The sequence below is a fragment of the Pseudomonas sp. AIG genome (assembly GCF_977020205.1).
Window position 1 is genome coordinate 46,826 of record NZ_CDROCK010000013.1, and the last position, 24,199, is coordinate 71,024.

The window sequence follows — 24,199 nt, forward strand, 5'->3', positions numbered from 1 at the left end:
TAGCGCTGGTCTAGGGGAAACCAATAATGAAAAACCCTTACGCTCTCGGCTTCTGGTGCGCCCTCGCAGCGCTGGTGCTGCTCTCGGCCACCTATTTCTACGGCATCATGCTGGCCCACCAGATCGACAAGGCGATGGTATTCCTCGACAGCGCAACGGCGTTGATTGCGGTCATGGCAATCGTTGTCGTGGCGTGGGCGTCGGTTCAGGTGCAGCGGGTCAAGAAACGGCAGCTTGAACAGGGCAAGACATTGGTGCTGATCTGGGACACCAAAGTCGCCCTGCGCCGGGTCGAAACCGTGTTCGACCGGTATTTCTGGGGCAGTTACTGGCAACCCGGCCGCACCTTCGCCGAAGTCATGGGCGAACTCACCGGCACACCGCTGGAAAAAAGCCTCGAAGCGCTGAAAAAACAGTGCCTGGAACTCGACAAGCAGATAGATGGCGAGGGCTGGCACTGGCTCAACAATGCCCGGGAATTGTCCGATGTCGCGACGGCCATGGCCCGCGAGCGCTATCAGCTGGATTTCTGTGACCCGCGCGCTGACGGGCCGGGTGGGGCGGTGATTGATCGGGATTTTGAAGTGCTGGTGTACACCTGGACCGCACGCCTCAAAAGCTTTGATCATCAGCTGGATGAGATCGAGGTTCAGTATTCCTGATTCCCGCCGAATCGACCGGCCTCATCGCGAGCAGGCGAAGGCCTACATTTGGAATGCGTTCCCCTGTAGGCCTTCGCCTGCTCGCGATGGCGACTTAAAAAACACCGAAACTCTCACTGCCCGCCCACTGTCCACTCCCCATAGACACTCTTTAACCTTTAAACATTGGGCCACCTTGCGCGCCCGGTGCTAATCTCCACCGCTGAATTCAGCGCAGTCGAGCCGCGACCCGGTCACGGGTTCAGGGAAGACGACCACACTCACAGCCACGGAAATCGATCAGGTCATTCATGAATAAATCAGCAGGCGTGCTCCTCGGAATTGTTGTTGCCATCGGCGCGATCAGCGCGGGTGGGGCCTGGTACACCGGGACCAAGATTGAAGGCGTGCTGAACAACGCCGTCAGCAATGCCAACAAAGAGCTGCAAACCGCCATGGCCGGCTCCAACGGCACCGCGTCGCTGGAGCTGGTGTCGCTGGATCGCCACACTTTCACCAGCACCGCGCACTATCGCCTCAAGGGTGAAGGCGAGATGTTTGGCGACAAGCCGGTCGAACTGTTGTTTGTCGACCACATCGAGCATGGGCCGCTGCCGTTCTCGCGTCTGGTTTCGCTGAAATGGCTGCCGGTCATGGCCACCAGCAACTACGAGCTGGAAAAAAACCCGGCCACCGAAAAATGGTTCGCCGCCACCAAGGGCGCCGCGCCGCTCAAAGGCGTGACCAGCATCGGCTACGACGAATCCACCACCAGCACCCTCGACCTGCTGCCGTTCGAAACCGCGCTGGATGAGCAGTCGAGCCTGAAATTCTCCGGCCTGACCATGAACATTTCTGCCAACGCCCAGGCGCAGAAGGTCAAGGCGGACGGTTACATGGACAACCTGAAACTGGTCACCGTGGCTGAAGATCAGGCGCCAGTGCAGGTCGAGCTCAACGGTCTGACCCTGGCCAGCAACCTTGCCAAGAGCAGCTACGGCTACTACACCGGGGAAAACACCCTGGTGCTGACCAACAGCAAAACCACCTTCGGCACCAAGCAATCGGTGCTCGGCGTGAAGAACTTCGAAATGAAGAACCTCACCGAAGAAAACGGCAGCAATGCGTCTGGCCGTGCGGACTACAAGATTGGCGAAGTCAGCCTCAACGACAAGAAAATCGGCTCGGCGAACATGGCCATGAGCCTGAAAAACCTCGACATCCCGTCGACCATGTCGCTGATGCAGATCTACCAGACCAAATTGCAGCCATACGAAAAAGCCGCCGCCGAAGCCGCCGCTCAAGGTTTGCCAGCACCCGAGCTGAACCTGACCGACGCTGAAAATGCCCAGGTCAAAGCCGACCTGCAAAAACTGCTGGCCGCCGGCCCGCAGTTTGCGCTGGAAAACCTTTCGTTCAACACCGCCAACGGTGAGAGCAAGGCCAATCTGGTCATTGACCTGACCAAACCGCAATCGATGGATCTGCCGCCGGATCAACTGGGCAAACAACTGATCGCGTTGCTTGATCTGAATATCCAGGTTTCGAAGCCGATGCTGATCGATCTGCTCAGCGTGCAGGCGCAACTGGATGGTCAGACCGATGCCAAGGCCATCGTCGATCAGTCCAAGGAAGCGGCCGACATGTTCGCCGGCATGGCGGTCGGTTCGCAGTTGGCCGTTGTCGATGGCACCAATGTGGTGACCAAGCTGCATTACGCCGCGAATCAGGTCGAATTCAACGGCCAGAAGATGACCGTCGAGCAGTTCGTCGGCTTCCTGATGAGCAAGTTCGCGGGCGTCACGCAAGTGCAGTAATTCTGCGTCCTTAATAGCAACGCCCGGCCTCTGTATCGCACAGACGCCGGGCGTTTTGCTGTCTGGCGTTCGGGTTTTCGGTGTGCTGGCTGAACCGCCAGCACGATTCTGAACAATTATTGTGTTCTGGATATTGCTCTACGCTTGCGTGCAAGACTGCCTGACTAAGCTTGGCCGTTGCATGTGCATTGGCGGCCACCGTTACGAATGGGCAAGGAGGGCATTGCGACCCGGCTGGCCATGTAAGGATGCTGACGAATGCCGCGTATTGATGTTCCTGTATTACATCGTGGTTTACGCCCTTTGTTTCGAGTCGCGCTGTGCAGCCAGTTGCTCTGGCCGGCGCTGGCGTTTGCCGACACACCCTACGATCAGATGGTGCGCGACGCCCGTGCCGGGCAGTACACGCCGGCGCTGACGGTTTTGCGCCAGGTGCCACCCGGCCAGTCGAGCACCGGGCAGATCAGTGATCACCTGCAAATCGCCAGTTGGGCTGGCCTCGATGCCGAAGTGGTGCAGGTCTATGAAACCCAGGGCCGCGATCGCGTCCTGCCGGTTCAGGCGCTGACCGCCACCGCCCGCGCCTACCGCAACCTCAAGCGCTGGGATCAGGCGACTCAGGTCTACAACAAGGCCTTGGCGCTGGAGCCGGATAATGCCGACCTGCAATTGGGCCTGGCCCTGACTCAGGCTGACGCTGGTAAACCCGACGAAGCGGTGACCCGCGCCAAAGCGCTGGTGGCGGCCAAGCCCGATGATCCTTCGCGCCGTCTCGCCTTGGGCTACGCCCTGACCCGCGACAACAAACCCTACGATGCCCTGTTCGAATACGATCAGGCCTTCAAGCGCGCCGGCACTAAACCGGAAGTCGCCCGCGAATACGTGGTCGCCTTGCAAAAGGCGCGTCTGCCGGAGCCGGCGCTGCGCCTGGCCAATCAACGTCCGGGCCTGATCGATCCGGTGACCCTGCGTCGCCTCGAAGGCGATCTCGCCGCCGAGCGCGTACGCCTGGCCGAACTCGCCACCCGCAGCGAAAAAGAGCGCTACGTCATCGCCGACCGCGCGTTGGCCGATTACGACAAACTGCTCGCCACCTGGACACCCGACTCGACCGCCCACGACGACGTGATTCGCTGGCGCATTGACCGCATGGGTGCGCTCAAGGCCCGCGCACGCACCGCCGACGTCATCACCGAGTACCAGAAGCTGCAAGCCGAAGGCGTGAAGATTCCGACGTACGCCCTGCGCTGGGTAGCGGCGTCGTATCTGGATCAACGCCAGCCAGAAGTCGCTACCGACCTCTATCGCCAGGTGTTGTCGGCGCCGGACGCTGATGTCGGTGATCGCCTCGAAGACACCACGGCGCTGTACTACTCGCTGCTGGAAAGCGACCGCGCCGAAGAGGCACGCAAGGTCGCCGAAGACTTGGCCAAGACTCAGCGCCCGCGTATCGAGTTAAAAGGCTTGCCGATCGGCAACCCCAACGATGAATGGATGGACGCCCAGCAACTGGCGGCGCAGGCCGGCACCTACGGTTCCGATCTGCCCCATGGCGAGGAGCGCTTGCAGACGCTGGTCGATCAGGCGCCGGGTAACGTCGGTTTACGTCTGGCTCAGGCCGACTTGTACCTGGCCCGCAACTGGCCGCGCCGAGCAGAAATGCAGCTCAAGGAAACCGAGAGCATGGTGCCGCGCGACATGGGTCTGGAAATCGGTCAGGCCCACACCGCCATGGAACTGCAGGAATGGCGGCAAATGGATGCGCTGACCGACGACGTCGTCGCCCGTTATCCGGATAACCGCCAGGTGCAGCGTCTGGCCCGTGAGCGCGAAGTGCATGACATGTCGGAACTGCGCGTCGAAGCTTACGGCGGCAAGGCCAATGGTGGCGGCAGCGGCGATGCCGGCGCCGTCAGCGGCAGCCGCGATTTTGGCATCCAGACCACCCTGTACAGCCCGCCCATCGATGAAGACTGGCGCGTGTTCGCCGGGGCCGGTTATGCCACCGGCGACTTCGCTGAAGGCACCGGTAACCATCGCTTCCAGCGTGTTGGCCTGGAGCGCCGTACCCGCGACATGACCCTTGAAGCGGAAGTTTCCAATCACTCCTACGGTTTCGGCGACAAACAGGGCGCGCGTCTGGCGATCGCCCGAGACATCAACGACAACTGGCAATACGGCGGCAGCCTTGAATACCTGTCGGCCGAGACGCCGTTGCGCGCGCTTAACAGTGACATCAAGGCTAATGGCGGCAGCGGTTTCATCCGCTGGCGCGCCAACGAAAGCCGCGAGTGGCGCCTGTCGGTGAGCCCGTCGCACTTCAGCGACGGCAACAACCGCGTTGAAGCCTTGCTCACCGGTCGCGAGGGCGTCTACAGCGCGCCGAACGTGCAGGTCGATGCCGGGCTGGAAGTTGGCACCAGCCATAACTCCAAGTCTGATGACGTGCCGTACTTCAACCCCAAAAGCGACTTCAGCGTGATGCCGCTGGTCAACGTCAATCACGTGCTCTACCACCGCTACGAAACCTCCTGGAGCCAACAATTCCAGGCCGGGGCAGGTACGTACAGCCAGCGTGATCACGGCACCGGCGGTATGGCCTTGCTCGGCTACGGCCAGCGTTATGCCTGGAACGACGTGTTCGAGGTGGGCGGCTTGTTCAGTGTGATCAACCGGCCTTACGACGGTGATCGGGAGACCGATCTGCGTCTGCTCGTCGACCTCACTTTCCGCTTCTAGAAGAGTTTGAAGATGCCTTTGATTTCGCGTTTCATCCTTCTGCTGGGAGCGCTGCTGGTCAGCGCCTGCGCCCAGCAAGCTCCGGCCTTCGCGCCGCCGTCCGAGCGTCCGCTGGCGGCCAGTGAAAAACCGTGGCCGAAAAATCACGTGCTCGGCATCGCCTATCACGATGTTGAAGACCGCGATCCCGATCAGGCCGTTGTGGCGGTGCGCACCGAACGCATGATCGAACAACTCGCGTGGCTGCGCGAGAACGGCTACAAACCGGTGACGGTCGACCAGATCATGGCCGCGCGCAAGGGCGGCCCGGAGCTGCCAGCGAAAGCGATCCTGCTCAGCTTCGACGATGGTTATTCGAGTTTCTACACCCGCGTACTCCCCGTTTTGCGCGCCTATAACTGGCACGCGCTGCTGGCGCCGGTCGGCAGCTGGATCGACACGCCGCTCAATCAGCCAGTGGATTTCGCCGGTGCCCCGCGTGCGCGTTCCGACTTTTTGACCTGGGATCAGGTGCGTGAAATCTCGCAATCCGGTCTGGTCGAAATCGCCGCTCACACCGACGCCAATCACAAAGGGATTCTGGCCAACCCGCAGGGCAATATGCAGCCGGCGGCAGCGACCCGGCGCTACGATCCAGTGACCAAGCGCTATGAATCCGAAGCCGATTTTCAGGCGCGGATTCGTACCGATGTGAGCAACATCTCGGAGAAAATCCGCAAGGTCACCGGTAAGAAGCCGCGCGTCTGGGTCTGGCCGTACGGCACGGCGGACGGTACTTCGTTGACCGTGGTCGGTGAGCAGGGCTATGAAATGGCCCTGACCCTGGACGACGGTCTCGACGCCCTCGACAACCTGATGAGCAGCCCACGCTTCCTTGTGGCCTCCGATCCTGACGGCGAGCACTTCGCCAACAGCATCGTCGGTGTGCAATCGGATTTCGCCATGCGCGTGGTCCACGTCGATCTCGACAATGTCTACGACCCGGATCCGGCGCAACAGGACATCAACCTCGGCAAACTGGTGCAGCGTATGGCTGACATGGGCGCCAACACGGTGTTCCTGCAAGCCTTCGCCGATCCCAAGGGCGATGGTCTGGTGCACTCGCTGTACTTCCCCAACCGCCACTTGCCGGTACGTGCGGACATCTTCGACCGTGTCGCCTGGCAACTGCGCACCCGTGCCCATGTGAAAGTTTTCGCGTGGATGCCGGTGCTGAGTTTCGGCCTCGATTCGAAACTGCCTCGGGTCACGCGCTGGGATCCGAAAACCGGCACCACAGCAGTCGATCCGGACCAGTACAAACGCCTGTCGCCGTTCGATCCCGAGGTGCGGCGGATCATCGGTGAAATCTATGAAGACGTGGCGCGCCTGACTTCGGTCGACGGCATCCTCTACCACGACGACGCGGTACTGTCGGATTTCGAAGACGCCAGTCCTGAAGCCTTGAAAGCCTACGCCGCCCATGGTTTGCCGGACTCGATTGCCGCCCTGCGCGACGACCCGGCAGCGATGCAGCGCTGGACACGCTTCAAGAGCCAATTCCTGATCGACTTCACCAACGAGCTGACCGCCAAAGTCCGTGCGATTCGAGGCCCGCAGGTGCAGACCGCGCGCAACATCTTCGCCGAGCCGATGCTCAATCCCGGCAGCGAAGCCTGGTACGCACAGAACCTCGACGACTTCTTGCAGACCTACGACTGGACCGCGCCGATGGCCATGCCATTGATGGAAAAACAGACCCAGGCGCAGTCCGGCCCGTGGTTGGAGGCGTTGGTGGCTACGGTCAAGAAACGTCCCGGCGCGCTGGATCGCACGGTGTTCGAATTGCAGGCACGCGATTGGACCAAGAAGGATCAGGCCGACATCGACGGCGCGCACCTGGCGGACTGGATGGGCCGTCTCAAGCGTCAGGGCGCGACCAGTTTCGGTTACTACCCGGACAACTTCCTCGACAACCTGCCGGACCTGAAAACCGTAAGGCCTGCACTCTCCAACAAATGGAATCCATAACATGCTGGATAGACTGTTAGCCCTGCTTGTTCTGGCGCTCGTCCTCGGCGTGCCGCTGGGCCTGATCTTCCTGGTCACCGGGCAGTTCCTGATGGACTTCGTGTTCTTCTACCCGCTGTTCATGTCCGGGTTGTGGATCGCCGGTGGTCTGTATTTCTGGCTGCACTGGGAGCGCCACTGGCCGTGGCAGGACGACACCCTGCCACCGCCACTGGAAGGCGAGCCGCTGATCTCGATCCTGATTCCTTGCTACAACGAAGGTGACAACGCCGCCGACACCATCCACGCGGCGCTGGCCCAGCATTACCCGAACATCGAAGTCATCGCGATCAACGACGGCTCCAAGGACAACACTGCCGAAGTGCTGGATGCGCTGGCCAAGGAAGATCCGCGTCTGCGCGTGCTGCATCTGGCGGAGAACCAGGGCAAAGCGGTCGCCTTGCGCATGGGCGCTATCGCCGCGCGCAGTGAATATCTGGTGTGCATCGACGGTGATGCGCTGTTGGCGCCGAACACGGCGGCTTATCTGGTCGCGCCGATGCTGGATAACGCACGCCTTGGTGCGGTGACCGGCAACCCGCGGATTCGCACGCGTTCGACGCTGGTCGGGCGGGTGCAGGTCGGTGAGTTCTCATCGATCATCGGGCTGATCAAGCGTACGCAACGGGTGTTCGGGCGGATCTTCACAGTGTCCGGGGTGATCGTCGCGTTCCGCCGTACCGCGCTGAACCGCGTCGGTTACTGGAGCCCGGACATGATCACCGAAGACATCGACATCAGCTGGAAGCTGCAACTCGATCACTGGAGCATCTTCTACGAGCCGCGCGCGCTGTGCTGGATCCTCATGCCGGAAACCCTCGGCGGCTTGTGGAAGCAGCGTTTGCGCTGGGCCCAGGGCGGTGCCGAAGTGCTGTTCAAGAACATTCGCGGCATCTGGCAGTACCGCCATCGATACCTGTGGCCGCTGCTGTTCGAATACTGCCTGTCGACCGGTTGGGCGTTTACCTTCCTGCTCTCGGTGATTTTCTGGGGCGTCGGCAAGTTTGTGGTCATGCCCGAGGCGATCGCAGTGGATCACCTGATGCCGCCGGCATTTACCGGGTTGCTGCTGGCGTTTGTTTGTCTGGTGCAGTTCGCCGTCAGCATCATCATCGACCGCCGCTACGAGCCGGGGTTGGGCAAGACCATGTTCTGGGTGGTCTGGTACCCGATTGCGTTCTGGTTTGTCAGTTTACTGACCACGCTGGTCAGCTTCCCGAAAGTCTTGTTCGGTCAACATCAGAAACGTGCGCGTTGGGTCAGTCCTGACCGGGGTATCAAACCGATCGGCGACGACGAAGAGGAGGTCATCAAATGAAAATGATCCGGACCCGCCAGCGGCCCTTTCTGGTCGTGGTCGATGTGGTGCTTACCGTGGTGGCGTGGGTGGGGCTGCTGTTCTTGCTGATACGTGGGTTATGGCCATTGATTGAAACCCATGCCGGTGGACCGCGTATCGATAACTCGGCGTTCGAAGCGCTGGGCACGTTGCAGATTTATCTGTGGGTAGCGTTGGTCAATGCGGTGATTCTGATCGGTTGGGCGCGTTATCAACAGCGCAAAAGCCGCAGTTTCGCCCAGCGCCGGTTGCCGTCGCCGGTAATCGACGATGAAGGGCTGAGCAAGAGTTTCAAACTCTGCGATGAGCGCTTTCAGAAGCTGCGCACGCCTGGGGTGATGACCATCCACAACGATCAGGAAGGTGACATCAGCCATGTGGTGACGCATTTCTGGCCGGTGCAACAGCAGGAATTGCCACCGCCGCTGGCACCGCTGGAGCATCCACGGGTGATCTTTCTGCATGCTGAAGATGACGATAATCGCGAGCCCTTGCTTCGTTAATTGATCGTTCCCACGCTCTGCGTGGGAATGCCTCTTGGGACGCTCCGCGTCCAGTGACGCGGAGCGTCACGGGCTGCATTCCCACGCAGGAGCGTGGGAACGATCAAGCGTAATCGCGGATCAGTTCCCAAGCCTCTTCCATCGGCAGCGGTTGCTTCATGCGCTCGGTGAGTAACGCGATCGCTCTTTCTTTCTCGCAAGCCACGGCGGCAACTACCATACCGTTTCTACCGAACAGCCCAATAAATGGCGGATGTTCAGGCTCGCCGAGAAACTCCACCTCATCCCAGTGCTCAGCGTGGCCGAGGTAGTCGTAATTCTTGCCGAAGTGCCAGGTCCAGAAGAACGGCACGTCGAGGTAATGTTCGTCGCCACCGAGCATGTTGGCGGCAGCGATGCGCGCGTGCTGCTGGGCCAGGCGCCAATGTTCGATCCGTTGCGCCTGGCCGTGGAGCGGGAACGTGGCGATGTCGCCGATGGCCCACAGATTTTCGCTCACACGCATGCCGTCATCGACGCGCAGTGACTGATCCTTTTCCCTCGGCAGTGACGCGAAAGCTTCGGTGGCTGGTTGTACACCGATCCCGACCAGTACCAGATCCGCAGAAAGCCGCAGGCCATTGTCCAGCAGCACCGCTTCGACCTTGCCCTCACCGATGATCTCGGTGGCTTCGTGCTCGGTGATGAACTTCACGCCGTTTTCCTCGTGCAAAGCGCGGATGGCTTTGCCCACGGCCTCGCCAAACTGCGCGGCGAAGGGAATCGCGTGGCGAGCCAGCACCGTGACGTCGAGGCCATACTGGCGCAGGGCCGAGGCGCATTCGAGGGCGATAAAGCTGTCACCGATGATCACGGCGCGTTGATCGGGGCTGGCCGCTTTCATGATCTGTTCGGCTTGGGCTTTTGAGCGCAGCACGAACACCTGCGGAAGTTCGGCTCCGGGTAACTTCAGCGGGTTGGGCTCACCGCCAGTGGCCAGCACGGCCGCGTCATAGCGCAAGATCTGGCCATCGCTCAAGTGCAAAACCTTGCTTGAGGCGTCGAGCGAGGTGATCTCGTTTTCCAGTCGCTCAATACGCTGCTCTTTATAAAAAGCTTCATCTCGCAGCGGAGGGGTTTCCTCGGGGGGCATTTCTCCAGCGAGGACAAATTTGCTCAGCACCGTGCGGTCGTAACCGGCATCCGCCTCGCGATCAATCATCACGATCCGGCCACCAAAGCCCTTTTCCCGCAGCGCCGCCGCACAAGCGGTGCCGGCCGCACCCGCGCCGATAATCACGAAAGTACGCGGATCGTCCGATGGCGGCGTATGTGTATCCGGCAATGACTGGTCATCGACCCATACCTCATCGCCACGCAGTTCCAGCGGATAGCGCTTGAGACTGTCGAGCGCCGGTGGCTCGCACAGCGCGCCGTCTTCTGCGCGAAACGCAGCCTTGTGCCACGGGCAGATCAGGCGCCCGTGACACAACGCACCGTCAGCCAGCGGCGCCCCGGCATGTGGGCATTCACCCTGAAAGGCGCGTAGCTGCTCACCGACGCGCAGCAGCACAATCTTGCAGTCGCCGATTTCAACTGGCAGGCCACGGTCCTCAGGGACATCGGCAATACGGGCGACACGGTGCAGGGACATATTCGACTTCCTCGCAGGCATTTCTCTTGTGAGTTTGCGTCGTAGTGCGAGGTTCAGCCATTTGCCACTGCCACGGCACGAACGGTACAGCTATAGTTTGCAAGCCGACGACGGCCCCACTGCACAAGGTGCTCCCGGAATGACCCGATTGACCTCTCTCAACCCATGGCTGGCGGCTCTCGCCGTCACCCTTTGCGTGCAGTTTCCGGCGCAGGCCCAGGAGCGTTTCACCCTGAACATCCCGGGTGTTTCCGATAACCGCCTGTTCACCTCGGCCGCGGCCAGTGATGCCGCCGGTTGCGGCGGCAAGAACCAGTCGCCAGCCCTAAGCTGGAACGCAGGGCCTGCCGGCACCCAGAGCTACGCGATCGTCATGCACGACCCGGACGGCCAGAAAGGCCTGGGCGTCGATCACTGGATTCACTACGGCATCAAAGCCACCACGCACCAGATTGCGGCGGGCGTCGGTGCCAAATCCGCGTTCGAAGGTGTTGGCGGCACCAACAGCAAGGGCAACACCCATTACATGGGGCCGTGCCCGCCAGTGGGCGACAGTGCGCACCACTACATCATCCAGATCTACGCACTGGATCTGGCGCCAGACGCCTTGCCGGCCGGTTTGACCCGCGCCGAACTGATGGAGAAAATCAAAGGACACGTGTTGCGTAACAGCAGCGCGGTGCGGCGTTATCACCGCTGAAAATATTTTTAGCGGCGTTTAACCCGAACTGAAAGGGCTGCCCGTCTCAGTGGATGAATGATCAATTTCATCCCGAGGTCAGCCCCCATGTCCCTTTCTGTGTATTTCTTGCGGCCCGTCACTGTCGGTGTGCTGCTGGCGGTGGCCGGCTGCGGTGTGTCCTCCAACCCGGAATCCGCCGCCGTGCCGGCACCCGCTCACCCTGCGCAGATGATTCAACAGGACGCCGTGATGGCTGACAGCTCAATGGCCAAACGCGCGCTGTACAGGATGCCCAATGCGGGCAGCGCGCCGATGCCGTTGAGTGAAAGTTATCCACAGAGCTATCGCGACGAGCAGCGCGAGCAGTATCAGGCGTTAGCCGATAACCCGATCCACAGCGTGGCGGAAACGCCGGTTTCGACTTTCAGTGCCGACGTCGATACGGGCGCTTATGCCAACGTCCGCCGCTTACTCAATCAGGGGCGCCTGCCGCCGGAAGGCGCGGTGCGGCTGGAGGAAATGGTCAATTACTTCCCCTACGACTATGCGCTACCCAGCGATGGCTCGCCGTTTGGCGTGACCACAGAATTGGCGGCCTCACCGTGGAACCCGCACACCCGCTTGCTGCGCATCGGCATCAAGGCATCCGACCGCGCGGTGGCGGAACTGGCACCGGCCAATCTGGTATTTCTGGTCGACGTGTCCGGCTCGATGGATCGCCGCGAAGGCTTGCCGATGGTCAAAAGCACGCTGAAATTGCTGGTCGATCAGTTGCGCGATCAGGATCGTGTGTCGCTGGTGGTGTATGCCGGCGAATCGAGAGTGGTGCTGGAGCCGACTTCCGGACGCGAAAAAGCGAAAATTCGTACAGCCATCGAGCAATTGACGGCGGGCGGTTCGACGGCTGGCGCCTCGGGTATCGAACTGGCCTACCAAATGGCGCAGCAGGCCTTCATCCCCAAAGGCATCAACCGCATCCTGTTGGCCACCGATGGTGATTTCAACGTCGGCGTCAGCGACTTCGATAGCCTCAAACAAATGGCTGTGGATAAACGCAAAAGCGGAATTTCCCTGACGACGCTGGGTTTCGGTGTGGATAACTACAATGAACACTTGATGGAACAACTGGCCGACGCCGGCGACGGCAACTACGCCTACATCGACAACCTGCGCGAGGCGCGCAAAGTGTTGGTGGATCAGTTGAGCTCGACCCTCGCCGTGGTGGCGCAAAACGTCAAACTGCAGGTGGAGTTCAACCCGGCGCAGGTCAGCGAATATCGCCTGCTTGGCTACGAAAACCGCGCGTTGAAACGTGAGGATTTCAGCAATGACAAAGTCGATGCCGGCGAAATCGGCGCAGGACACACGGTGACCGCGTTGTACGAAATTGTTCCGGCGGGCGAAAAGGGCTGGCTGGAGCCGTTGCGTTACGGCAAATCTGACGCCGCTGTTTCGGCAAAGAGCGGGGAATTGGCGATGATGCGTGTGCGTTATCAACAGCCTGAAGGTGGGAAAAGTCTGCTGATCGAGCGGCCGATTGCCAATCGGGTCACGCCTGCCAGCGAAGACCTGCGCTTTGCCGCTGCAGTTGCCGCGTTTTCCCAGCAACTCAAGGACGGTCGTTACACCGGCGACTTCAGCCTGAAAGATACGGAGACACTGGCCCGTGGCGCGCGTGGCGATGATCGCTTTGGCCTGCGTAACGAGTTCGTGCAACTGGTCGAGCTGGCGCAGAGCTTGCGCAACTCAACCGCAGCGAGCGCACAGCCCACTGAACGACGGATTGAATAAGTGAGTCGTCTGAAAGGCTTCTTCAGCCAGCTGTTTGCCTCGGCAGACAGCTCAACCGCCAGCAGCGATGAATCGCTGCTGGCGCGTTATCGCGAGGGCGATGGTGCGGCGTTCGAGATCTTGTACGCGCGCCATCGTCAGGGGCTGTATCGGTTTCTCCTCGGATTGAGCGGCAAACCGGAACTGGCCGACGAAGTATTTCAGGAGACCTGGCTGAGCCTGATCCGCAGTAGCAGTCAGCCACAAGGCCGGGCGACTTTTCGTACGTGGCTGTTCCAGATCGCGCGCAATCGCCTGATCGATCACTGGCGCAAGCATGGCGCCCAGCAACCGCTGCACGACAGTTATGATGAACAAGCGCATGCCGTCAGCGACGAGGCGAACGATCCCGAACAATTGCTCAGCCTCAGTCGCGACAGCCAGCGCCTGGAAAGCGCCCTGCAAACCCTGCCCGCCGACCAGCGCGAAGTGTTCCTGCTGCGCGCCCACGGCGACCTCGACCTGGCACAAATCGCCAGCCTCACCGAAGCATCGCTGGAAACCGTCAAAAGCCGCTTGCGCTACGCCCAGCAAAAACTGCGTCGGCTGCTGGCCGAGGAGGTACTGACATGACTGACGCCCGCCAGACACCCGAAAATCCGCTGATCAAACATGTGCGCGAACAGCACAACGCCGAACCACCAGCGCATATCGATGCGTTCATCCTCGACGCCGCGCAGCGTCAAACCCCTGCGCCGAAACCCAGCCTGTGGCAACGCTGGCTGGACGCTTGCCGCAAACCACGCTGGCAAGTCGCGTTCGCCAGCCTCGTCGGCGTGGCACTGATGTTGTCGCTGGTACAGCGCGCGCCTGAACCGGTGCGCCAGTACGACTACGCCCCAGCCCCCGAACTTGCCGTACCGATGACCGACACGGACTCAGCGCAACTGCACCGATTGTCCGCTCCGGCCGGCGCCATGCCTGCACCTGTACCGATGATGGAAATGGCCGCGCCGATGCAAGATCAAGCGATCAGCGCCGATGAAACCAAACTCAGCAAACGCGCCGCCGCCCCGGCCAACGGCCTCGACGCGCAACTGCACGAAGTCCTGCGCCTGCGCGAATCCGGCCAATCGCAAGCCGCCGACAGCCTGTTCAACAACCTGCACAAACGCTACCCGAACGCCGATCTCGACGCCCGACTCGAACAGTTGCAGAAAAAATGACCGCCTGATCCCCCAGCCATTTGGCATTACCCCGCAAAAACGCGCACTATCGGGGCATTGCCGATGCGCTGGAGGACAACGTGGCAGCAAAAATTGACCGCATCGCCCAACTGCTCAACTGCCCGGAGAAGGGCGAAGAGATGCGGCGAGCGATTACCGAGACGCGTAAGGAATTTCTGCTGAATCAGCCGGAAGAGGATGTCGTTGATGAAGACGACGTTTTTGAGGAGGTTGAGGAGGAAGACGACGAGGATGAGGATTACGATGAGTTTGATTGGACAACGGAGTGAAGTCGTTCCGCTCCCTTTGCATCCACAAAAAAGCCCCGGACCATGACAGTCCGGGGCTTTCTCGTTTAAATCGATGGTGCACCAGGCGGGATTCGAACCCACGACCCCTGCCTTCGGAGGGCAGTACTCTATCCAGCTGAGCTACTGGTGCAGCGGGCGACATCATACCTAGGTCGGCTCGGGGCGTCCATGCTGGGTTTTGGCGCGGATTGTCAGTGCGCGTGTCGGCGCAAATCGCGGTATTCCCTAAAGCGGTAACGTCCTGCAAAACCCTCGCTTGGCGCTTTCTCGGGACTGTTCTATGGTTTTGTTGCGGCTGAGGCTTTTGGCTCGTTGATCTGAAAAATTCCACAAACACGCCGTTTTTGTTCTTTTTTTCGAACGACCTATTGTCCTTTACCCCCTTTGATCCTACGATCCGTTTGAGATTTCAAACGCTCGTTGACCGGGCGTTGAAGCGCCGGTGTTTCGAATCGTGCACTGTCGATGCGCCACACCCGGTCACTGATTTCCCTGACGGCAGCCTTGCGAGGCGCCTTTCTACAATCATAATTTGCTCCGCGCAGGCCGCGGTGCTGTTAAGGAAAGCCGACATGCAGCTTAAAGACACCCTGTTGTTCCGCCAGCAAGCCTTCATTGATGGCGCTTGGGTCGATGCGGACAACGGTCAGACGATCAAGGTCAACAACCCGGCCACCGGCGAAATTCTCGGTACCGTGCCAAAAATGGGCGCTGCCGAAACCCGCCGTGCCATTGAAGCTGCTGACAAAGCGCTGCCGGCCTGGCGTGCCCTGACCGCCAAAGAGCGCGCCGGCAAGCTGCGTCGCTGGTTCGAACTGATGATCGAGAACCAGGACGACCTCGCGCGCCTGATGACCCTCGAACAGGGCAAGCCGCTGGCCGAAGCCAAGGGCGAAATCGTTTACGCCGCTTCGTTTATCGAGTGGTTCGCCGAAGAAGCCAAGCGCATCTACGGAGACGTGATTCCGGGCCACCAGCCAGACAAGCGCCTGATCGTGATCAAGCAGCCAATCGGCGTGACCGCCGCGATCACCCCTTGGAACTTCCCGGCGGCGATGATCACCCGTAAGGCCGGCCCGGCACTGGCCGCCGGTTGCACCATGGTGCTCAAGCCTGCTTCGCAAACTCCATTCTCTGCATTCGCACTGGCCGAACTGGCTCAGCGTGCCGGAATTCCTGCGGGCGTGTTCAGCGTGGTGTCCGGCAGCGCCGGCGACATCGGCAGCGAGCTGACCAGCAACCCGATCGTGCGCAAGCTGTCCTTCACCGGTTCGACCGAAATCGGTCGTCAGCTGATGTCGGAATGCGCCAAGGACATCAAGAAAGTCTCGCTGGAACTGGGCGGTAACGCGCCGTTCATCGTGTTCGACGATGCGGACCTGGATAAGGCCGTCGAAGGCGCGATCATTTCCAAGTACCGCAACAACGGCCAGACCTGCGTCTGCGCCAACCGCCTGTACATTCAGGATTCGGTCTACGACGCGTTCGCCGAGAAGCTGAAAGTGGCTGTAGCCAAACTGAAGATCGGCAATGGTCTGGAAGACGGCACCACCACGGGTCCGCTGATTGACGAAAAAGCGGTGGCCAAGGTGCAAGAGCACATTGCTGACGCCGTCTCCAAAGGCGCCACCGTGCTGGCTGGCGGCAAGGCGATGGAAGGCAACTTCTTCGAACCGACCATCCTGACCAACGTGCCGAAAAACGCCGCCGTGGCCAAGGAAGAAACCTTCGGCCCATTGGCGCCGCTGTTCCGCTTCAAAGACGAAGCCGAAGTGATCGCGATGTCCAACGACACCGAGTTCGGTCTGGCTTCGTACTTCTATGCTCGCGACCTGGGTCGTGTGTTCCGTGTCGCTGAAGCGCTGGAATACGGCATGGTCGGCGTCAACACCGGGTTGATCTCCAACGAAGTCGCGCCGTTCGGCGGCATCAAGGCCTCGGGCCTGGGCCGTGAAGGCTCCAAGTACGGCATCGAAGATTACCTGGAAATCAAATACCTCTGCCTGGGCATCTAAGCTCGGACAAGGATCGCTGCAAACGCAAAGGGCACGAGAGCGCTGTCCCTTTGCGTGGTTTCAAACCGGATTTTTCTCTGCGGCCAGGAACGCCGTGGCAGTCGATCATCGCATGCTGCCACCGTCGATTTCTCCCGCTTAATCCTTGAACCACGCCGCCCGATGAGCGGCGAATGAGGACTGTAATGAGCAAGACTAACGCTGAACTGATGGCCCGTCGTACCGCAGCTGTTCCACGTGGTGTTGGCCAGATTCACCCGATCTTCGCTGAATCGGCAAAGAACGCTACCGTGACTGACGTTGAAGGTCGTGAGTTCATCGACTTCGCTGGCGGCATCGCGGTACTGAACACCGGCCACGTGCACCCGAAAATCATCGCGGCCGTGACCGAACAGCTGAACAAGCTGACCCACACCTGCTTCCAGGTGCTGGCCTACGAGCCGTACGTTGAGCTGTGCGAAAAAATCAACGCCAAGGTGCCAGGTGATTTCGCCAAGAAAACCCTGCTGGTCACCACCGGTTCCGAAGCCGTGGAAAACGCCGTGAAAATCGCCCGTGCTGCCACTGGCCGCGCTGGCGTGATCGCCTTCACCGGCGCCTACCACGGTCGCACCATGATGACCTTGGGCCTGACCGGTAAAGTCGTGCCTTACTCGGCCGGCATGGGGCTGATGCCAGGCGGCATCTTCCGCGCGCTGTACCCGAACGAACTGCATGGCGTGAGCATCGACGACTCGATCGCTTCCATCGAACGCATCTTCAAGAACGACGCCGAGCCGAAAGACATCGCCGCGATCATCATCGAGCCGGTACAGGGTGAAGGTGGTTTCTACGTTGCGCCGAAGGAATTCATGAAGCGTCTGCGCGCGCTGTGCGACCAGCACGGCATCCTGCTGATCGCTGACGAAGTACAGACCGGCGCTGGCCGTACCGGTACGTTCTTCGCCATGGAACAGATGGGCGTTGCTGCCGACCTGACCACTTTCGCCAAGTCCATCGCTGGCGGCTTCCCGCTGGCTGGCGTTTGCGGCAAGGCCGAATACATGGACGCCATCGCTCCAGGCGGCCTCGGTGGCACCTACGCCGGTAGCCCGATCGCTTGCGCCGCTGCGCTGGCGGTGATGGAAGTGTTCGAAGAAGAACAACTGCTGGACCGCTGCAAGGCTGTTGGCGAGCGTCTGGTCACTGGCCTGAAAGCTATCCAGGCCAAGTACCCGGTGATCGGCGAAGTCCGTGCCCTGGGCGCGATGATCGCGGTCGAGCTGTTCGAAAACGGCGACAGCCACAAGCCGAACGCTGCAGCAGTAGCATCGGTGGTGGCCAAGGCGCGCGACAAGGGTCTGATCCTGCTGTCCTGCGGCACCTACGGCAACGTTCTGCGCGTCCTCGTACCGCTGACCTCGCCGGACGAGCAACTGGACAAAGGTCTGGCGATCATCGAAGAGTGCTTCTCCGAGCTCTGATCTCCCGTGTGACCTGATCGACAAAAAACCCGCTTCGGCGGGTTTTTTTACGCCCCTTGAAACACATCGGGCGCTTTAGCGCTGTATCGAATCGCCAGCATTGGCTAAGGTTCAGGCATTGCAAGGGAGAGCGCGCATGACTGCCGTTGAATTACCCGCCGTACCGCGAGTGCTGATTGCCGAAGCCGATCCGTGGTCCCGCGACCTGCTCAAACAAGTGCTGTTGAACGTGCGTTGCGATGCGCGGCTGGATCTGTGTGCCGATGGCCAGCAAGCCCTGTCGATGCTCAGCGAAATTCCTTATGACCTCGCCATCGTTGATTGGGAGCTACCCGGTGTCGATGGTTTGAATGTGCTGCGCAGTGTGCGTCAGCGCAAACGCAATCCGCCGCTGCCGTTCATTCTGATGAGCAGCCGCAACGACAGTGCCAGTGTGCGCGAAGCGATTCCGTTGGCGCCGACGGCGTATCTGACCAAACCGTTGAACATGGAAAGTCTGACCGAGCGATTGCAGGGCTTGCTGCTCAATGCCGGTGAGGAAGTGTTCTGTGAGGTGCCGGCATTGGCGCCGGGCATGACTCTGTCGGTTTTCCTTGAGCGCCGCCGAGAGCAGGCTGACGGCGCGCCGTTGATGACCGATGTGCAAGTGGCGGTCAAACGCAGCCTCAACCCCAGCGGGCTGGATCTGAAGCTGCTGGAAGATGAAATTAAAACCGATCCGCAGATCACTGCTGTGTTGATCGCCGCGGCCAACAGCGCCGCGCAGCACCATGGCGCGCCGGTGCAAACATTGGCGCAAGCCCTGCATCGTTTGGGCACCGGACAGAGCATGAACCTCATTCTGGGGCTGGCGCTCAAGCGCAGTGCGAAACTCAGTGATCCGTGTCTGGCTGATTACGCCGAGCGCTATTGGGGGCTGTCGCTGCACACCGCTGAATACGCACGTACCCTGGCGCGCCTGCTCGATCTGGATCAGGAGCGTTGCTATTGCGCGGGCATGTTGCATCGTCTCGGCGATCTGGCGTTGCTGCGGTGTTTGCAGGAATGGCAGCAGGCCGGTGGTGAGCTGGATGAGCTGGAGGAAGTCGGCGAGGCGCTGGCCGAGTTTGGCGCGGCGTATGGTTCGGCCCTGCGTACTCGCTGGCGATTGCCGCTGGAGCTGCGTGAGCTGATTGCCTCGGTGTACCAGCTCGGCGGTGGCGTGTATTCGCGTGAGGCGCTGGTGATGAACATGGCGGCGCAGATGGCACACCTGACTGAGCATGAAGGCATTGAGGAACTGGCGAAGAGTCGCACGGCGCGATTGTTGAAGATCGGCTTGCCGGAATTGATGCGGATGCGCAAATAACCTGACTTACGCAAACCTCTGTAGGAGTGAGCCTGCTCGCGATAGCGGTGTGTCAGTCAATTCTGTGTGTCCGACACACCGCTATCGCGAGCAGGCTCACTCCTACAATGGATCTCTGTGTAGCTGAGATACGGGTCAGGCAGAAATGATGCGGTTCTTGCCCTGTCGCTTGGCCTCATACATCGCCGCATCTGCTCGGGCGAACAGGCTGTCGAGGTTTTCATCGCCATCGGTAAGATTGGTCAGACCCTGGCTGACGGTGATGCCAAATGTCTGCCCGTCATGGCTGAAACTCAAGCGCTGAATCTCCTGCTGCAGCCGTTCAGCCACCTGCATGGCCATGTCCGGGGCGCAACCCGGAAACACCGCCGCAAACTCTTCCCCGCCAATCCGTCCGAACAGATCACCGCGACGTAACGATCCACGCCCGCACTCGGCGATCCGCTGCAACACGTTGTCGCCTTCGGGATGGCCGTAACTGTCGTTGATCACTTTAAAGTCATCGATATCGAGCAGCAAAAACGCCATGGGCGAACCCTGGACACGCGCTTCTTCGAACTCGCGGTTGGCGCATTCGAAGAAGTGCCGGCGATTGCTGCTTTGCGTCAGCACGTCAGTGGTTGCCAAGCGATGCAGCTCGGTTTCCATCTGCTTCTTGTCGGTGATGTCTTCGGCGATGCCGACGATGATCACTGGTTGTCCGGGTTCGTCCTGACGATTGATGAAGCATTTGTCGCTGAGCCAGCGTACCTGGCCGTCGGCGGCGATGATCCGGTATTCGCGGTCTTCCACTGCGCCTCGGTGCAAGACTTCGGCGAGACTGCGTTCGGCGTATTCCAGGTCGTCGGGGTAGATGCTGTCGCGCCATTGGTTGTAGTCGGCGAGCAGCAGGCCGGCGGAGCGGCCGAAAATCCGTTCATAGGCGGGGCTGACGGACAGCACCTGCCGGGTTTCCCAGTTGAAAGCCCAAAGCACGGCGTTGACGCTGACCAGCAATGAGCTGAACAGCTGTTCGCGTTCGCTCAAACGGGCGACTTCGCCTTGGGCGTGCATCAACGCCATGAGGGTTTGCGCGGCCTCGGGCCACTGCGGAAGGGATGAGTCTTTTTGGTTGTTATTGACCATCGGCACAGATCTCAAGGACGTGCCGCAATTCGACAACGGCCACAGTACAGCCCGCCGGGATGGCGAAGTGTCTTTGAGATAGGCGATTTTTAGCGAAGTTCCGAAGGGTGCACCCGGGAGCCGGGTGCACCGATCAACGGTCTCAGACCGCCGCAGGACGCAGCGAGTAGGTCTTCAACTGGTCAGCGAATTCACGCAGGGACTGGATACCGCTGGCTTCTGCCTCGTGAATCCATTCCTTGATGGCGGCGAGCATGTCGTGGCCATTTGCGCTGGTCTTGACCCAGATCTGCTGCAGGGCCAGGCGTTTTTCGTAAATTACCTTCAACGCCTGGCTGTGTTCGAGCATGGTCTGGATGCGCAAGTGGTGGCGATCTTCGAGCAGGCTGGTTTCCCGCGACAGCAGGCGTTTGGCGCGGTGGAACTGATGGCGCACCGAATGATCGACCTTGGCCAGCTCCTGCTTGACCAGCGGCCCGATGACCAACTTGCGGTACTGGGCCATGATCTGGAAGCGGTTGTTGAGGATCGCCATGGCGGTGTCCATGTCCAGATTGCCCTTGCCTTCAACGCGGTGGGCGATCGGCGCCACGCGCTGAACCTTGGCCAGGCGCAGGAAGCAGAAGACTTTGATCCACGCCCAACCGAGGTCGAACTCCCACTTCTTCACCGACAGTTTGGCCGAGTTAGGGTAGGTGTGATGGTTGTTGTGCAGCTCTTCGCCACCGATCAGGATGCCCCACGGCACCAGATTGGTCGCCGCGTCGCGGCATTCGAAGTTGCGATAGCCGACGGCATGGCCCAGGCCGTTGATCACGCCAGCGGCCCAGACCGGGATCCACATCATCTGGATCGCCCAGATGGTGATGCCGATGGTGCCGAACAGCAGCAGGTCGATGACGCCCATGATTGCCACGCCCAACAGCGGGTAGCGGCTGTAAACGTTGCGCTCGATCCAGTCTTCAGGGCAGTTCTTGCCGTAGATGCGCAGGGTTTCCGGGTTTTGCGCTTCGGCGCGGTACAGCTCGGCACCGGTACGCAGCACGGTGGAAAGGCCTTTGATGACCGGGCTGTGCGGGTCGTCTTCGGTTTCGCACTTGGCGTGGTGTTTACGGTGGATGGCGGTCCACTCGCGGGTGTTCTGTGCGGTGGTCAGCCACAGCCAGAAACGGAAGAAGTGCTTCAGGCCGGCATTCAGCTCAAGCGAGCGATGGGCCGAGTAGCGGTGCAGATAGACCGTGACGGCAACAATCGTCACGTGGGTCATCAGCAGGGTGACTGCGACCAGAGACCAGGCCGACAAGCCAAGAAAACCTTCGTACCACATAGGCTATAGGGCCCTCGATAAAGATAAAAACAGCCGTTGCATTATCACCAAGCACACAGATAAAACCAGTCGCCCTTTCAGATAAGAGTCGCTGGATGTTTCTTGACCTATAATTCCAACCTTTTTGTAGGGACATGGACAGCCGAATGCCTGCCACTTACCGCGATGCATTGCGTGCAGCGCTGCTCTATCTCGTGCTTGCCGCTGTCTGGCTGCAAAGCACTGATCATTTATTAAACAATTTCTTCGATAACTCCGTCGATCTTGCCCGATGGCAACTGATCAACGGTTATATCTTTGCGGTACTCAGCGCCGGGTTGATCTTCCTGGCACGGGCGCGCTTGTGTGAGTTTCTCGGGATTGGTGCGCGGTTGCGTGAGCGCCACGCCGATCGCGAACGCCTGCGCCAGGCGGCGGCAGTGTTCGATTGCACCCGCGAAGGGGTGTTGGTCACCAACCATCAAGGGCTGATCGTGCACGTCAATCGTGCGTTCATCGAGATCACCGGTTATCAACGCGAGGAAGTGCTCGGGCAGCAGCCGAGTCTGTTCAAGTCCGGCCATCATCCGCCGGGGTTCTACCAGGCGATGTTTGCCACACTGGAGTCGCGGGGTGAATGGAGCGGCGAGATCTGGAACCGCCGAAAAAGCGGCGAGATTTATCCACAGTGGCAAACCATTCGGGTCATTCACGATGATCAGGGGCGGCTCAGCCATTACGTCGCGGTGTTTTCCGACATCAGTGCGATCAAGGATTCCGAGCATGAACTCAAACACCTCGCGCACCACGATCCGCTGACGGATCTGCCCAATCGACTGCTGTTCAGCGACCGCACCGAACAGGCGCTGGCCTCGGCGCAGAACCACAAGCGCGGCTGCGCATTGCTGATGCTGGATCTCGATCATTTCAAAATGATCAACGACAGCCTCGGCCATAACATCGGCGATCGCTTGCTCAAGGGCGTGGCGACACGCTTGCAGGCGCTGTTTGGCCCCGGCATTACCCTGGCGCGCCTTGGAGGGGACGAGTTCGCCGTGCTGGCGGAAAGTTGTCCACAGTTGGTGCAGGCGGCGGCGCTGGCGCAACACATTCTCGATGCGTTGAAGGAGCCGTTCTGCATCGATGGTCATGAACTGTTCATTAACACCAGCATCGGCATCAGCCTGTTCCCCAGCGACGCGTTGAGTGCCGACCAACTCTTGCGCAATGCCGATGCGGCGCTGTTCAAGGCCAAGAGCAGCGGCCGCAACGGTTACGCCTTGTACACCGAAGAACTCACCGCCCACGCCCAGCAACGGGTCGAAATCGCTTTCGAACTACGCCGGGCGCTGGAGCAGCAGGAGCTGCGGGTTTACTACCAACCCGTACATGACTTGAAAACCAGTCGCCTGATTGGCGTCGAAGCGCTGGTGCGCTGGCAGCATCCGCAGCGCGGTCTGGTCTCACCGGCGGAATTCATCCCGATTGCCGAGCGTACCGGGCTGATTGCCGAAATCGACGCTTGGGTGATGCAGCAGGCGTGTCGACAAATGTGCCAGTGGCAGCAGGCCGGGATCGTGCTGTCGTTTGTCGCGGTGAATGTTTCGTCACGATTGTTTGCCCGTCGTGAGCTGTATCAACAGGTGGCGCAGGTGTTGCGCGAAACCGGGCTGGATCCGGCGTATCTGGAGCTGGAAGTCACCGAGAGCGCGGTGATGGATGATCCGGAAGTGGCGCTGGAGCAGATGCACCGCTTGCGCGAACTGGGCATTCGCCTGGCCATCGATGATTTTGGTACGGGCTATTCGTCGCTGTTACGGCTCAAGCGCTTGCCGGTGCAGAAACTGAAGATCGATCAGGGCTTCGTCGCCGGGCTGCCGTGGGACGAGGATGACGCAGCGATCGTACGGGTGATTATCGCGCTGGCCCGGAGCATGGGCATGCAAGTGCATGCCGAGGGCATCGAGCAGGTTGAGCAGGCGGCGTTTCTGTTGGGACAGGAATGTGATCTGGGGCAGGGGTACTGGTTTGGGCGGCCGAGTCCGGCGAAGGAGATTGATTGGGCAAGGGCGCCGTTGATTAGCTAAGACAGGGGCAAGCTTGTTCCTGCGCTCAGCAAAGGGACGCTCTGCGTCGGCCCAAAATCGCGGCGCAGAGCGCCGCCGGCTGCATTCCTTTGCTGCGCGTGGGAACGATCAGTTTTTCAGTTATATAAACATTCTTAAATAGTCT

18 protein-coding genes and 1 tRNA gene are annotated in these 24,199 nt (G+C 60.3%); 15 read left to right on the forward strand and 4 right to left on the reverse strand.

What is annotated here, in order from left to right; all coding sequences use genetic code 11:
* Positions 1 to 26: 26 nt before the first annotated feature.
* From ACWR1S_RS10505 to pgaD, 6 genes are all read left to right on the forward strand, one after another.
* A complete protein-coding gene (locus tag ACWR1S_RS10505; RefSeq protein ID WP_242208780.1) occupies positions 27 to 662 on the forward strand; it encodes an NADH:ubiquinone oxidoreductase subunit N in 636 nt (211 codons plus the stop codon).
* A gap of 290 nt (positions 663 to 952) precedes the next feature.
* Positions 953 to 2,458, forward strand: a complete 1,506-nt coding sequence (locus tag ACWR1S_RS10510; protein ID WP_454563425.1) for a YdgA family protein — start codon at positions 953 to 955, stop codon at positions 2,456 to 2,458.
* A gap of 258 nt (positions 2,459 to 2,716) precedes the next feature.
* Positions 2,717 to 5,197: a poly-beta-1,6 N-acetyl-D-glucosamine export porin PgaA gene (gene pgaA / locus ACWR1S_RS10515; protein WP_454563426.1), complete on the forward strand. Its 2,481-nt coding sequence runs from the start codon at positions 2,717 to 2,719 to the stop codon at positions 5,195 to 5,197.
* Between the two features lie 12 nt (positions 5,198 to 5,209).
* Positions 5,210 to 7,207 (forward strand): poly-beta-1,6-N-acetyl-D-glucosamine N-deacetylase PgaB, encoded by a 1,998-nt coding sequence (gene pgaB, locus ACWR1S_RS10520; RefSeq protein ID WP_454563427.1) that lies wholly within the window; start codon positions 5,210 to 5,212, stop codon positions 7,205 to 7,207.
* A 1-nt stretch (position 7,208) separates the two neighbouring features.
* Positions 7,209 to 8,564: a poly-beta-1,6-N-acetyl-D-glucosamine synthase gene (pgaC, locus tag ACWR1S_RS10525; protein ID WP_016987619.1), complete on the forward strand. Its 1,356-nt coding sequence runs from the start codon at positions 7,209 to 7,211 to the stop codon at positions 8,562 to 8,564.
* Positions 8,561 to 9,088 carry a poly-beta-1,6-N-acetyl-D-glucosamine biosynthesis protein PgaD gene (gene pgaD / locus ACWR1S_RS10530; protein ID WP_454563428.1) on the forward strand — a complete coding sequence of 176 codons (528 nt, stop codon included), beginning with the start codon at positions 8,561 to 8,563 and terminating at the stop codon, positions 9,086 to 9,088. Before pgaC ends, pgaD begins: the two co-directional genes overlap by 4 nt.
* A 103-nt stretch (positions 9,089 to 9,191) precedes the next feature.
* On the opposite strand, the gene ACWR1S_RS10535 is transcribed toward pgaD, so the two are convergent.
* Entirely contained in the window at positions 9,192 to 10,721 is a 1,530-nt protein-coding gene (locus ACWR1S_RS10535) for an FAD-dependent oxidoreductase (RefSeq protein ID WP_454563429.1), read from the reverse strand.
* Between the two features lie 139 nt (positions 10,722 to 10,860).
* Here ACWR1S_RS10535 and ACWR1S_RS10540 point away from each other — a divergent pair, with 139 nt between their 5' ends.
* The 5 genes from ACWR1S_RS10540 to ACWR1S_RS10560 all read left to right on the forward strand — a co-directional run bounded on the left by ACWR1S_RS10540 (position 10,861) and on the right by ACWR1S_RS10560 (position 14,689).
* Positions 10,861 to 11,421, forward strand: a complete 561-nt coding sequence (locus tag ACWR1S_RS10540) for a YbhB/YbcL family Raf kinase inhibitor-like protein (protein WP_277760099.1) — start codon at positions 10,861 to 10,863, stop codon at positions 11,419 to 11,421.
* An 87-nt stretch (positions 11,422 to 11,508) separates the two neighbouring features.
* Complete coding sequence (locus ACWR1S_RS10545) at positions 11,509 to 13,194, forward strand: vWA domain-containing protein (RefSeq protein ID WP_454563430.1); 1,686 nt, start codon at positions 11,509 to 11,511, stop codon at positions 13,192 to 13,194.
* 30 nt (positions 13,195 to 13,224) lie between these two features.
* The gene (locus tag ACWR1S_RS10550; RefSeq protein ID WP_454563476.1) at positions 13,225 to 13,806 is read left to right on the forward strand and encodes an RNA polymerase sigma factor; all 582 of its coding nucleotides are present in this window, start codon (positions 13,225 to 13,227) and stop codon (positions 13,804 to 13,806) included.
* Positions 13,803 to 14,399, forward strand: coding sequence for a hypothetical protein (locus tag ACWR1S_RS10555; RefSeq protein WP_454563431.1), 597 nt, complete (start codon positions 13,803 to 13,805; stop codon positions 14,397 to 14,399). The genes ACWR1S_RS10550 and ACWR1S_RS10555 overlap by 4 nt, the downstream gene beginning before the upstream one ends.
* A gap of 20 nt (positions 14,400 to 14,419) precedes the next feature.
* On the forward strand, positions 14,420 to 14,689 hold the full coding sequence (locus ACWR1S_RS10560; RefSeq protein WP_454563432.1) for a hypothetical protein: 270 nt from the start codon (positions 14,420 to 14,422) through the stop codon (positions 14,687 to 14,689).
* 74 nt (positions 14,690 to 14,763) lie between these two features.
* Here the strand turns inward: ACWR1S_RS10560 and ACWR1S_RS10565 are convergent.
* Positions 14,764 to 14,840, reverse strand: a tRNA-Arg gene (locus tag ACWR1S_RS10565).
* 442 nt (positions 14,841 to 15,282) lie between these two features.
* On the opposite strand from ACWR1S_RS10565, the gene gabD reads away from it, so the two are divergent.
* From gabD to ACWR1S_RS10580, 3 genes are all read left to right on the forward strand, one after another.
* Entirely contained in the window at positions 15,283 to 16,725 is a 1,443-nt protein-coding gene (gene gabD / locus ACWR1S_RS10570) for an NADP-dependent succinate-semialdehyde dehydrogenase (RefSeq protein WP_038367265.1), read from the forward strand.
* Positions 16,726 to 16,910: 185 nt separating this feature from the next.
* Positions 16,911 to 18,188, forward strand: a complete 1,278-nt coding sequence (gene gabT, locus ACWR1S_RS10575) for a 4-aminobutyrate--2-oxoglutarate transaminase (RefSeq protein ID WP_007917687.1) — start codon at positions 16,911 to 16,913, stop codon at positions 18,186 to 18,188.
* A 136-nt stretch (positions 18,189 to 18,324) separates the two neighbouring features.
* The gene (locus ACWR1S_RS10580) at positions 18,325 to 19,536 is read left to right on the forward strand and encodes an HDOD domain-containing protein (protein ID WP_454563433.1); all 1,212 of its coding nucleotides are present in this window, start codon (positions 18,325 to 18,327) and stop codon (positions 19,534 to 19,536) included.
* 135 nt (positions 19,537 to 19,671) lie between these two features.
* Here ACWR1S_RS10580 and ACWR1S_RS10585 read toward each other — a convergent pair whose 3' ends face one another.
* Together ACWR1S_RS10585 and desA are read right to left on the reverse strand one after the other, a co-directional pair.
* The gene (locus ACWR1S_RS10585; RefSeq protein ID WP_454563434.1) at positions 19,672 to 20,661 is read right to left on the reverse strand and encodes a GGDEF domain-containing protein; all 990 of its coding nucleotides are present in this window, start codon (positions 20,659 to 20,661) and stop codon (positions 19,672 to 19,674) included.
* Positions 20,662 to 20,803: 142 nt separating this feature from the next.
* Positions 20,804 to 21,988 (reverse strand): delta-9 fatty acid desaturase DesA, encoded by a 1,185-nt coding sequence (desA, locus tag ACWR1S_RS10590; protein WP_034151820.1) that lies wholly within the window; start codon positions 21,986 to 21,988, stop codon positions 20,804 to 20,806.
* A gap of 146 nt (positions 21,989 to 22,134) precedes the next feature.
* Here desA and dibA point away from each other — a divergent pair, with 146 nt between their 5' ends.
* Positions 22,135 to 24,054, forward strand: coding sequence for a phosphodiesterase DibA (gene dibA, locus ACWR1S_RS10595; protein WP_454563435.1), 1,920 nt, complete (start codon positions 22,135 to 22,137; stop codon positions 24,052 to 24,054).
* The last annotated feature ends 145 nt before the right edge of the window (positions 24,055 to 24,199 follow it).